The organism is Sulfurimonas sp., assembly GCF_028714975.1.
Lineage (GTDB): Bacteria > Campylobacterota > Campylobacteria > Campylobacterales > Sulfurimonadaceae > Sulfurimonas.
Window position 1 is genome coordinate 173669 of sequence record NZ_JAQTLH010000004.1, and the last position, 11851, is coordinate 185519.

The 11851-nt window shown below is 37.6% G+C and carries 13 protein-coding genes; 6 read left to right on the forward strand and 7 right to left on the reverse strand.

Annotated features, from left to right (window positions below):
• The first annotated feature begins 182 nt into the window (after window positions 1-182).
• The 5 genes from PHQ93_RS05510 (at window position 183) to PHQ93_RS05530 (ending at window position 3061) form a co-directional block, all read left to right on the forward strand.
• A complete protein-coding gene (locus PHQ93_RS05510) occupies window positions 183-389 on the forward strand; it encodes a hypothetical protein (RefSeq protein ID WP_299941942.1) in 207 nt (68 codons plus the stop codon).
• Entirely contained in the window at window positions 379-696 is a 318-nt protein-coding gene (locus PHQ93_RS05515; RefSeq protein ID WP_299941945.1) for a hypothetical protein, read from the forward strand. Before PHQ93_RS05510 ends, PHQ93_RS05515 begins: the two co-directional genes overlap by 11 nt.
• A gap of 129 nt (window positions 697-825) precedes the next feature.
• Window positions 826-1449 (forward strand): uracil phosphoribosyltransferase, encoded by a 624-nt coding sequence (upp, locus tag PHQ93_RS05520; RefSeq protein ID WP_299941948.1) that lies wholly within the window; start codon window positions 826-828, stop codon window positions 1447-1449.
• A gap of 3 nt (window positions 1450-1452) precedes the next feature.
• The gene (locus PHQ93_RS05525; RefSeq protein ID WP_299941951.1) at window positions 1453-2340 is read left to right on the forward strand and encodes a class I SAM-dependent methyltransferase; all 888 of its coding nucleotides are present in this window, start codon (window positions 1453-1455) and stop codon (window positions 2338-2340) included.
• A gap of 64 nt (window positions 2341-2404) precedes the next feature.
• Entirely contained in the window at window positions 2405-3061 is a 657-nt protein-coding gene (locus PHQ93_RS05530; protein WP_299941953.1) for a carbonic anhydrase, read from the forward strand.
• Here the strand turns inward: PHQ93_RS05530 and asnB are convergent, their stop codons facing one another.
• Window positions 3062-4867: an asparagine synthase (glutamine-hydrolyzing) gene (gene asnB, locus PHQ93_RS05535; RefSeq protein WP_299941956.1), complete on the reverse strand. Its 1806-nt coding sequence runs from the start codon at window positions 4865-4867 to the stop codon at window positions 3062-3064.
• A complete protein-coding gene (locus PHQ93_RS05540) occupies window positions 4867-5457 on the reverse strand; it encodes a class I SAM-dependent methyltransferase (protein ID WP_299941959.1) in 591 nt (196 codons plus the stop codon). The genes asnB and PHQ93_RS05540 overlap by 1 nt, the downstream gene beginning before the upstream one ends.
• Before the next feature lie 126 nt (window positions 5458-5583).
• On the opposite strand from PHQ93_RS05540, the gene PHQ93_RS05545 reads away from it, so the two are divergent.
• The gene (locus tag PHQ93_RS05545) at window positions 5584-6534 is read left to right on the forward strand and encodes an NAD(P)-binding domain-containing protein (RefSeq protein WP_299941962.1); all 951 of its coding nucleotides are present in this window, start codon (window positions 5584-5586) and stop codon (window positions 6532-6534) included.
• Between the two features lie 8 nt (window positions 6535-6542).
• Here PHQ93_RS05545 and PHQ93_RS05550 read toward each other — a convergent pair whose 3' ends face one another.
• From PHQ93_RS05550 to topA, 5 genes are read right to left on the reverse strand one after another with little or no spacing between them, the layout of a single operon-like run.
• Window positions 6543-6947 carry a thioredoxin family protein gene (locus tag PHQ93_RS05550; protein ID WP_299941965.1) on the reverse strand — a complete coding sequence of 135 codons (405 nt, stop codon included), beginning with the start codon at window positions 6945-6947 and terminating at the stop codon, window positions 6543-6545.
• Window positions 6948-6952: 5 nt separating this feature from the next.
• Window positions 6953-8116 carry a cation:proton antiporter gene (locus PHQ93_RS05555; RefSeq protein ID WP_299941967.1) on the reverse strand — a complete coding sequence of 388 codons (1164 nt, stop codon included), beginning with the start codon at window positions 8114-8116 and terminating at the stop codon, window positions 6953-6955.
• Between the two features lie 8 nt (window positions 8117-8124).
• A complete protein-coding gene (locus tag PHQ93_RS05560; protein ID WP_299941970.1) occupies window positions 8125-8967 on the reverse strand; it encodes a biotin synthase in 843 nt (280 codons plus the stop codon).
• A complete protein-coding gene (locus PHQ93_RS05565) occupies window positions 8960-9484 on the reverse strand; it encodes a metallophosphoesterase family protein (RefSeq protein WP_299941972.1) in 525 nt (174 codons plus the stop codon). The genes PHQ93_RS05560 and PHQ93_RS05565 overlap by 8 nt, the downstream gene beginning before the upstream one ends.
• A 7-nt stretch (window positions 9485-9491) precedes the next feature.
• Window positions 9492-11708: a type I DNA topoisomerase gene (gene topA / locus PHQ93_RS05570; RefSeq protein WP_299941975.1), complete on the reverse strand. Its 2217-nt coding sequence runs from the start codon at window positions 11706-11708 to the stop codon at window positions 9492-9494.
• Between the last annotated feature and the right edge of the window lie 143 nt (window positions 11709-11851).

The window sequence follows — 11851 nt, forward strand, 5'->3', positions numbered from 1 at the left end:
TGTCATTGCGAGCGAAGCGCGGCAATCTCAATGATTACTATAAAAACAAAAGTGAATATTAGAGTTTTAAGTGGTGCTGGTTATAGCTTCACTTCTTTATCGGATAAATAAAAAACATTTACTTAGATGATATTGAACTAACAATGCTATAATTTTATAAAGTTTATATCAGGGGGATTTTTATGCAAACTATACAGTTTCAAGTTGAAGATAGTTTATATAATGAGATAGTTAAAAAAGGTATTAATGTTCAAGATGAGTTGAAAGTTGCACTAAATAAAATCTTGTATAAAAAAGAGTATCAAATTGCTGATGAGATAAAACAAGCAATGAATGAAGTGAAGCAAGGCAAAACCAATTCTATTCAAAAGTTATTTAGTGAACTTTGATACATCTTCACTCTTTGACAAACAATCTAAGCAACTATCAAAAAAGTTTAATCTTTTTAAAAGTGATTTAGAAAATTTTGTCAATAATTTTGAAGAGTACCACGCAACCGCTACAAATATAAAAATCAACCTCTTTAAAATTAGATTATCAAATAGCAATAAAAACAAAGGCAAAAGTGCAGGTTATAGAATTTACTACTATTTGAAAGTAGATGAGATTGTATATCTGCTCACTATCTACGATAAATCACAAATACAGAGCATTAATGAAAATATACTTATTGATTTGATAAAAGAGTTTGATTAAAAAGTATTTAAAAATCCCTCTACATACCAAAGGTACAAGTTTTGACTTTCTCAATAAAAATATAAAAGTTGTTGAAAAAATAGAGTACAATTTAACAAAAGCTTATTTCATTTTACAAGGGAAAAAACAGTGATTTATGAACTTTCAAATCCGGTTACAAAGAGTTTGATTACACATCTAAGAGATCAAAAAAGTGATGCTATTCGCTTTAGACACACAATCGCAGAACTTACAAAACAGCTTGTTTATGAGGCGTTAAAAGAGTTTGAGTTAGTACAGAAGAGCATAACGACATGGAAAGGTGAGCAGAGTTTCGGTGCTATTGATGAAACAAATATTATTGTGGCAACGGTGCTAAGAGCCGGTATGCCTATGTTAGATAGTGCCATAGATCTTCTGCCTGACGCAACGGCAGGATTTTTGGCTATGAAGAGGGATGAAGTTACTCATAAAAGTGTTCTCTACTATGACAGATTGCCTGATTGTAAGGGAAAAACTATCATCTTGGTTGATCCGATGGTAGCAACGGGCGGTTCAATGATGGATGCGATAGAACTTATCAAGGGCAGAGCTCCGCTAAAGATAATTACGCTAAATATTATAGGCTCGCCTGAGGGCTTAGAAAAGGTAAGCGCGGCATATCCTGAAGTGGATATTTACATCGCGCAGATTGATGAGCGGCTAAACAGCGACAAATTTATAATCCCCGGGCTTGGAGATGCCGGTGACCGCTCTTACAATACCGTTGAATAAATAATGGTTATTGATTTAAAGAAAAAAAGCTCAAGAGAGATAATCGAGTGCTTTGAAAATATAGATATAAAAGGTGGCGAAATCGCTACGGTTGAACTCTTGGACTCCGACATAGAGAGTTTCGGTTATAAAGCTTTTGTCAATTTGGCACAGCTTTTTTTTATGAAACTTTTAACTCCGATAAAAAAAGATGAAACGACTACGATTTTAAGATTTCAAAAACTCAGTTTTGAGAGTTCTTTTCATGAGAGCGAAGATAAAAGCAGTGAAAAGTACGGCGTAGAGAGTGAGTTTTTTACGATTGATAAAACAAAGCAGTTTAGCTTTTTATACCATTATCAAAAAGCACTGGAGTTTATAGTCGTTAAGAGCAAAAAAAGAGTTTTAAACCTTGGCGTAAATCGCGGAGATGAGTTTAGGGTTATAAAAGAGATGCTTGATGGCGAAGAGTTTAAGAGTATAGAATTTGTCGGGATTGACTACTCAGCTTCCGCAATAGAGTATGCAAAAAAAGATTTTTTAGCGGATAAAAATGTAGAGTTTATTTGTCACGATATAAATGAGCTTGAAGATTTGAATTTGGGGAAATTTGACCTTATTATCTCCATAGGAACACTTCAAAGTTCAAATATAAACTTTAACGCTGCGTTTATGTCTATATATCAAAATTACTTAGAGAGCGGCGGAGCTATTATACTTGGTTTTCCAAACTGCAGATGGATTGATAGTGAGATGGTTTACGGCGCAAAAGCTCCGAATTATAGCTTCAGCGAGCTTAGTTTGGTTCTAAAAGATATACATTTTTGCAAGAAATATCTGCAGCAAAAGAAGTACAGAGTGGTAGTTACGGGGAAGGATTATCTCTTTTTAACTGCGAGAAAAATAGTTTAAGCATCTTGTATGTTATTTGTTTTGGATATAATTTCGGACTAAAAACTCTCTAAAAGGCTTATATATGACTTACAATGATATGATTTTAGGAAATGAACTCTTTCAAAAGAGTTACTTTAAGGCTTACGAAAAAGAGTTTTTGCAACTTGCACAGAAGGGTCAAACTCCAAAAGCACTCTATATAGGTTGTTCAGACTCTAGGGTATTGCCAAACTTAATTACCAGAAGTGCTCCGGGTGATCTGTTTGTCGTAAGAAATGTCGGCAATTTTGTCGCACCTTATAAACCGGATGAAGATTTTCACTCAACGGCTTCTGCTATCGAGTATGCAGTTAGCGTTTTAGAGGTAAAAAATATAATCGTTTGTGGACACACAAAATGCGGTGCGATAGAAGCTATCCATACTAAAAGCTGTGCAAGTAATCCGGAACTTGTTCATACTAAAACATGGCTCACACTTGGTGAAAGTGCAAAATCACAAGCAATTTTAGCTTTGGGTCTGCATGCAGATAAAGAAGCTTTATATCGTCTTACGGAAAAACTATCCGTTATATCTCAACTAGAAAATCTTTTAACTTACCCGTCTGTTAAAAAGAGGGTTGATAACGGAGAAATAGCGATTCACGGCTGGGTTTATGATATAGAGAGCGGTGAGATAGAGTATTATGACCCTGAGAGTTCGCAGTTTCTTCCGCTTAGCTCACTTAAAGTTGAAGAGTAGTCATAACAGATATTTTTTAATCCAAACACTCAAAACATATAAGCCCCAAATATGTTGCTTGAAGCCTCCTGATGAGGCTTTTTGTATATGTTCATCCAAAATCTCTCTTTTAAATATGCCTGTTTGCTCATTTACCTCTTTTATGAGAGTGATTTTTCCACTCTCTATGATGTACTCCATATACGGGTTTGAAAACCCTTTTTTTCTGCGTGATAGTATTTTTTTATCTACAAGCGGAGCTACAACCGACTTTAGAAGTGATTTTGTAACTCCATCCTCGTAACGAAGTTTTGGGTCTATGCTAAAGACGAGCGATACCAGTTTATGGTCTAAAAACGGAGTGCGTGACTCGATACCGTGAGCCATACTCACACGGTCGAGTTTGCTCAAGAAATGCTCAGCTTGAAAAAGATGTAAGTCGATGTAGCTGTACCAGATACTCTCATCCGTATGCGAAGAAGCCTCAAACCTATCTCTGTAATTTTTTAAATACTTGAGCGACTCGTTATCTCTTACATTTCTTCTCATGGCGACATTTTTTTGCAAATCCGTAAAATTTTCGCCGCTTGTTCTAAAGAGCAGGGTTTCATCAAAAACTCTTTTGTATCGCTCCCACTCTCTGTTCATGGAGAAATTCGAGTGAAAATAACCGCTTAACCAGTTCTTGTTTTTAAGTTTTGAGAGATTTTGGATATCTAAAAACTCAAAATATTGTCTATATCCCAAAAAGAGTTCATCGCTTCCCTCACCGCTTAAAACTACTTTATAGCCGTCTTTTTTTATTCTCTCAAAGAGCAAATAAAGAGGAACTGCGGCAGGGTCGTTTAGCGGCTCATCAAGCGCATCAAGGGTTTTATCAAGTGCATCTAAAAATTCACTTTGCAAAATCTCAACCTCTTGGTTTTTTACTCCTAAAAGCTCTGCACTCTCTCTTGCATTTTGCCTTTCATCGTACTTTGCAAAATTTTTGTATCCCAAAGTGTAGGTTTGCAGATTGACTCCGCCCTTTAGAGCATACGCATTTATGGTCGCACTGTCAATCCCGCCTGAGAGCAGAGATGCCATCGGTACGGCAGAGTGAAGTCTTATATTTATGGATTCTTCAAGTCGCTTTTGCAGTAAAAAGACTGCTTCGTCTTTGTCGGTAATGAGGTTTGGTTTTGCATCAAGCAGGTCAAAATATCGTTTTATTTCAATATGCCCCTCTTTAAAGGTAAGGTACTCTCCCGCAGCCAATTTTTTTATTTTTTTAAAAAAAGTAAATGGCGGAGTCGGAGCCAAAAATGATAAGTAGCTAAGAAGTGCGTCGCTCTCCATCTCTACTTTTTGTAAAAAAGGTATGAGGGCTTTTATCTCGGAAGCAAAAACAAAGGCTTTGTCATGCGTAAAAAAGAGCGGTTTTTTACCGAGTCTATCGCGAAAAAGGTAGAGTGTTTCATCATCCAAAAGTGCGATGGCAAACATACCGCGTAAATGTGTTACAAACTCTACTCCCCACTTTAGATAGGCTGCTATGATTACCTCGCCCTCACTCATGGTTTTAAAGTTAAACTCGCCTGCTAACTCTTGTTTTAACTCTTTAAAGTTGTATATCTCTCCGTTAAACGAGAGTAGAATCTTTTCATGCAAAAGCGGTTGGTTAGAGTGTGAATGGGTATCGGTAATGCTTAGTCTTTGGTGTGCAAAAAAGAGATTTTTTCTTTGTACGACTCCGCAAAAATCGGGTCCTCTATGGGCAAGCGTGCCAAGAGCTTTTTTGGCTAAACTCTCATCATACTCACCTAAAATCCCAAAAATCGCACACACTAGAGCACTTCTTTTAAAAACATAACGGTTATATCGTCTTGCATATAGTCATCTCTAAAAATAACCTCTTTAACACCCAAATCACTTGCCATCTTATCTATCTGTTCGGTTGTGAGATAGTTATAAGTTTCGCTCTCTTTTTCGCCGTGAAGAACATTAAATATAAAACCGACTCTGCATGATGAGAAGCAGTTTCGCACGAAAAGATGTGTCTCAAAATCCTCTAAAACATTCATAGCGCCGCTGCAGATATAAAAGTCGGCAGACGGAAGTTTATCGGTGCAAATATCTGCGACTACTATCTCGCAACCTGTGTTGTTTAAGGCAATTGCGTACATCTCTTCAAGAGAATCTATACCGATGTACTCTTTTGGCGCTCTTTTCTTTTTTAACATATAGAGATACAAATCGCCAAATCCGCATCCGGCATCGGCAATGCTATGTTTGCTCATATCTTTGGGCAACATCTCTAAAATAATATCAAATCTCATTTTTTGAGACTCTTTTGAGTGCCAGTTTACACCCTTAGCCGTTATGCCGTATTTTTCTATAGCAGTCGAATAGAATGTTTTGTTGTCAATACGAGGCATGGTTAAAAAGATTCATAATGTGATTTTCCAAAAAAAGAGATTTAATTTTGAAATTATAGTACAAAATATATTTAGATTGTTTTTTTGTTATGTTATTATACATCTATTAAGCGATAAGGAATAGTTATGAGTCATATGTATAATCTTGCAATCATAGGTGCCGGACCGGCTGGGATTGCAACGGCGGTGGAGAGTTACCTGCAAGGGATTAGAGATATTGTTTTACTGGAAAAAGACCAAAACCACAACTCTACGATACGCAAATATTATAAAGATAACAAGAGAGTCGATAAAGATTGGAAGGGTCAAAAAGTTGAGCTTGACGGCAGAATCTACTTTGTAGACGGAACAAAAGAGACGACTTTGGACTTTTTTGATGAGATTTTGACAAACCACTCCGTCGAACTTAAAACACATACGGAAGTTCAAAGTATAAAAAAAAGAGACGGATATTTTGAAGTTTTTGTAGCAGGCGGAAGCATAAGCGCAAAATATGTGGTTGTAACTATCGGCAGAATGGGAAAACCGAATAAACCTGACTACAAGATACCTTTAGAGATTAAAAAGAGAGTCGCCTTTACACTTGATAGTTGCGTCGGAGATGAGAAAATTTTAGTAGTAGGCGGCGGAGATAGCGCAATTGAGTATGCGGTTGATTTGAGTACAAAAAATGAGGTTACAATTTGTTATAGAAGAGAGAGTTTCAGACGGGCAAATCCGACAAATCAAAATGATATAGCAAATGCGATAGCGCATAAAGAAGTAGAAGCAATGTTGGGAGTAGATATAGACTCACTAGAGGATGAGGATGGCAGAGTGAGAGTGATTTTTAGCGAGCGAGAATCGCAAACATTTGATAGAGTTATCTATGCAATTGGCGGAACGACTCCAAGCGCATTTTTGGCAAACTCGGGCATACATGAACTTGACGGCAAACCCGTACACAATGAAAATTATGAGACAAATATCAAAGGGCTTTTTGTAGCAGGAGATATAACGCAGGAGTCCGGCGGAAGCATAGCTCTTGGACTAAATCACGGATACGCCATCGCTTGTTATATTCAGAAAAATAATTAGAGAATTTTTTACTCCAACTGCTCTAAAAGATTTAAAAATTCGGCTTTATCGGTAAAGCCGATATTCTCGTAAAATGTTTTCTGTTCATTCGGTTTTACAAAAAAGACCGCCGGAACCATCGGGGCATTTAGATATTTTGGGAAATCGCTCTTTGATTTATTTAGGATAAGAGGGATGTATTTGGATTTAATCGTACTATCTACGGTTTTGTCGCTCAGCGTCTTTTTTTCAAACTTACTGCACCAAGGACAGTAGTCGGTTACCATCAAAACCATAAGATTTTTATTCTCTTTTTTTGCTCTCTCTAGTGCCGTTTCGTATTTTGTCTCATACCCCATCTCTTTGGCAAAATCTTTATATCCCTCACAAAATGCAAGAGAAACAAGTAGAACAAGTAAGGCTAATTTTTTCATTTTATCTACTCAACTTTTGTTTTATATATGTAAGAGATCAAAAATTTCAGTAAACTCATGATGATTACGCCCGAGAGCATACCTGCTACTATGAGTGATAGATACTCATTTTTTGATATAAGTGTTGCTTCATGGGCTATGGTTGCAATAGCAATTATAAATGTCAGCGGCATCGAGTCCCCGAGTGCTAGTAGAAATGTTTCAACAGGATTAAGATGTGAGCTGTATGCAAGATAGGAGCTGACAACTCTTACAAAAACTAAAGCACTTAAAATAAGCAGTGCATGGTAGAGAATTTCGGTGCTAAAGATTAGATTTAAGTCCATCGTTGTTCCGACATAGATAAAAAATACGGGAACTAAAAAGCCAAATCCGACTTTGTGCAGTGTATGAGGCAAATCTTTTTTATGCTCAAAAAAGTTAGCTATATAGATACCGGCAAAAAAAGCGCCCAAAACCTTGTCAATATGGAGTATTTCCATGATGGCGATAAGTACTATAAATAGTGCGGCACTGATTCTTACACTCTCAACTTTAGAGTCGTCTTCGGGCATAATGAGCGTTTTTAATTCAGGGAACCACCAAAATAAAATATTTAAAAGTTTGAAAGAGTGGTAGATGAGAAACAGCACTATAAAAAAGATGGATATATTTTTAAAGAGCTCAAAACCTATACCGTTATGTATGTATGACTCATAGATAACGATGGCGGATATACTGATTATCTCACCTATTACGCCTACAATGAGAACGATTTCAAGCCATTTGTATTTTTTGCCGTACTCATTGATAAGAGCCATAATCATTCCAAGAGATACGATAGGGATGATAACTATGTAGACGGGGTTTAAATCAAAAAGTATGTATATGCCGATAGAGAGTGAGTAGAGGGTTATAAAGTAGACAATGGCGCTCTTTAGAAGTTTTCCTCTTTGTGCAACAAAGTTTTTTAGGTTTATCTCAAGTCCGGCTAAAAACATTAGATAGAAAAACCCTATCTTTGCTAAATATTTAAAAATCTCATTGTTTGTATCTAAAAATCCAAACCATACGGCTAATGAACCAAGTAAAATCTCTACTACGACTATCGGAAGCTTTGTGATTTTTGAAAAAACAGGAGATATTACAAGTAAAAAAGCTATTCCGATAAAAAGTATAGAGCTACTCATTATTCAACCTATACACCCTTCGCAATCCCGAGATTTAAAGATTTTAACATCTCCAAATCTTGGCTTATTGCGCGCCCGCTTGTTGTAAGGTAATTTCCTATAACAATCGAGTTTGCACCGTGAGAAAAAATCTCTTTTTGTCTCTGCCCAAACATCAGTTCTCTTCCGCCTGCAACCATTATTCTCTGTGCATCGGCAATGATGTCTCTTGTTAATCGTATAAGTTCTAAAGCTTCATCAATCGTGAGAGGATTAGGCTGCAGTTCTAGGGCTTTGTTATGATGGTAAAAATTTATCGGAACGGATGTAGGATTTAGGGATTTTAGCGACTCTAGCATTGAGATTCTGTCCTCATGGCTCTCTCCAAGCCCAAAGATACCGCCGCTTATAAGAACTAAACCTGCTTCATTTACATTTTTACACGTCTCATATCTCTCATCCCAAGAGTGGGTCGTACAGATTTGCTCATAAAACTCTCTTGAAGTCTCAAGATTATGGTTGTATGCTTTTATGCCTGCTTTTTTTAAGATTAAAAGTTGTTCTATATTTGCCGTTCCGTTGCATGCGATTAGTCTGAGTTTTGGCAGTTCTTTTGTTAAAATCTCTGCAATGTTGCAGACAAGAGAGAGAGTTTTATCGTTTAACCCCTTATCGGATGTGACCAGACAAAAACCTAAAGCGCCGTTCTCATAAGCTGTTTTTGCCTCCTCTAGGATAAGCATCATATCTTTTTGCTTGTATCGCTCTATGTCAGCTTTGTATCTAACGCTTTGAGAACAAAATTTGCAATCTTCATTGCATGTTCCGCTGTTTATGTTACAAATCGAGCATAAGAATATCTCGTTATTCATTTTCTTCTCTTTTGAAGTTAAATTCTTGCTTTTCAATACTATCACTTTTATTTGTTCTTGTATAAAGCGTTACTATAAACTCACTCTCTTTTACCTCCAGCATTGCCCATTCCGAGATAGGTTTGTTTCTTGCGCAAACTTCTCCGGAGTTTATAAATAGAGTGTTGTTCATAAACTCTACGCTTGATTTATGCGTATGACCGTATATAATGACATCTGCATCGGGAATCAAGTAAAACGGCAGATGCATAAGTTTAAAGTTTGTATTTGCAAGTCTAAAGTAGTAAGGTTCTTGAACTAAGTGATACTCAGAGTGGTATTCTGCCAGATGTGCATCGTTGTTTCCATAGACGGCTATGTATTTTACACCGCTATCTTTGAGTAGTTTTAAAATATCAAGTTCTACAATATCACCTGCATGAAGGATAACTTCAGCACCGTCTTTTATGAGAGTATCAATCGCACGGGCAGCTTTTTTAACCTTTCTGTGCGTGTCTGAGATAATACCTATCTTCATAGCTTTTTTACTTTATATCTTCTATAGGAGTTTTTGCTTTACACTTGATACACTCATAAACCTCTTTGCCTCTGTAAACTCTTTGTGCTAAAACACCATCGCAACCGGATTCTTTGCATTTTATGGTTGTCGGTTCAAATTTGGAGATAAATTTACATTTCGGATAGGCGGCACATCCCCAAAACGGACCGCGTCTTGAGTTTTTAAGGCTTATCTCTCCTCCGCACTCAGGACATGGCGTAAGACTTACTTTTGTCTCAACATTTATGCTTTTTGTATTTTTGCACTCAGGATAACCGCTGCATGCTAAAAATTGACCGTTTCTGCCGCTCTTTAGCACCATATCTTTGCCGCACTTCTCACACACTTCACCGCTTGATTCCGATGGGGTACTCTCTTTTTTTTCACCTTCGACCTGCTCGGTATATTTACACTTCGGATATGCGCTGCACGCTATAAACTCTCCAAATCTTCCGGAGCGAAGAAGAAGCTCCTCCCCGCACTTAGGACAAGCACGCCCAAGAGGTTTGGTTACTTTTAGAGATGTTATACTCTCTTTGCCCTCTTTGACCTTTTCATCAAAAGGGAAGTAGAAGTCGCTTAAAAGTTTTTGCCAGTCATTTTGTCCCTCTGCAACTTCATCAAGCTTCTCTTCCATATTTGCCGTAAAACTTACATCAACGATATTTGCAAAATTTTTCTCCAGCATCTCTGTTACCGTAAATGCCATATCCGTAGGGATAATCTGCTTTTTCTCAATCGTTACATAGGTTCTGTTGCTAAGAGTTGCGATTGTCGGAGCGTAAGTTGAGGGTCGCCCGATTCCTTCGCTCTCCAGTTTTTTGATAAGTGCCGCCTCCGAGTAGCGAGCCGGTGGTTCCGTGAAGTGTTGCTCAGGTTTAACGCTTTGAATAATCGCACCCTCTCCCTCTTTTAGAGCCGGTAAGAGTTTATCTTTGTCTTCGGCTCCCGTGAGTGCGTAAAAACCGTCAAATATTAGTTTTCTCCCGCTTGCTCTGTATTCGTTCTCTTTTCCGCTAAATATGATACTTTGCTGCTCAAAAACGGCATCATTCATCTGGCATGACATAAACCTCTCGTAGATAAGGCGGTAAAGCTTTATCTCATCGGGCTTTAAAAAACTTTGCGCAATCTCAGGAGTAAAGTCAAGCGTAGTAGGGCGTATAGCCTCATGCGCCTCTTGCGCTCCCTTTGCTTTTTTGGTGTAAACTTTAGGCTCAGACGGAAGATATTTTTTTCCAAATCTACTCTCAATAACACCGCGAACGGCATCAACCGCTTCTGCTGCAAGGTTAAGTGAGTCCGTTCTCATATAGGTAATCACACCGCTTGTTCCGTTTGGAGTTTTTACACCCTCATAAAGCACTTGAGCTACCATCATAGTTTTTTTAGGAGTAAAGCCCAGTTTGCTTGAAGCGACTTGCTGAAGAGTTGAGGTCATAAACGGTGGAGGCGTTGCGCTTCTTCTCTCTTTTGTTTCGATGCTTGAGATGACAAATGTATCATTTTTTACGCTTACAGTTATTGCATCTGCCGCAGTTTTGTTCTCAATGGAGAGTTTTTGGAGTTTTTCTCCCTTGTGAGAGATAAGCGCTGCTTCTATATCTTTTTTAAATAGCGTATCGATAGTCCAATACTCTTGCGCAACAAACGCTCTTATCTCTCTTTCACGGTCTACTACAAGTTTTAGAGTCGATGACTGAACACGCCCTGCCGAGAGACCTTTTTGGATTTTTGAACTAAGAAGCGGAGAGAGTTTGTAACCCACAACACGATCAAGCAGGCGGCGTGCCTGCTGTGCATTTACCATATTCATATCTATTTTGCGAGCGTTTTGCAGTGCGTTATTTATGGCAGTTTTTGTTATCTCGTGAAATACGATTCTAGGAAGTTCTTCGGGATTTTTATCTATCGCGTGAGCTATATGCCAACCTATTGCTTCACCTTCGCGATCCTCATCGGTCGCGATATATATCGTATCACTCTTTTTTGCCAAATCTTTAATCTGCTTTACCGTAGGCATATTCTCTTTTGCAACGCTATATGCGGGTATGAGATGGTTTTTTTCATCTATCGTGATTCCAAAACGAGCTTTTGGAAGGTCGCGTATATGACCTTTAGATGCGATAACCTCATACTCTTTGCCTAAAAAGTTTTTAATAGTCTTTGCTTTAGCGGGTGATTCGACGATAATTAAGTTCAAATAGATTTCCTATATATATAGTATAGTTGTTTTAAGTTTGGAAGTGTAGCAAAAAAAGTATAAATAGAAGAAATTGAGAATCTTTTAAAAAAAATATCTAAAAAAATTAAAGTTATTTTTTGCGGTGTCGATTTAGTTCTCAT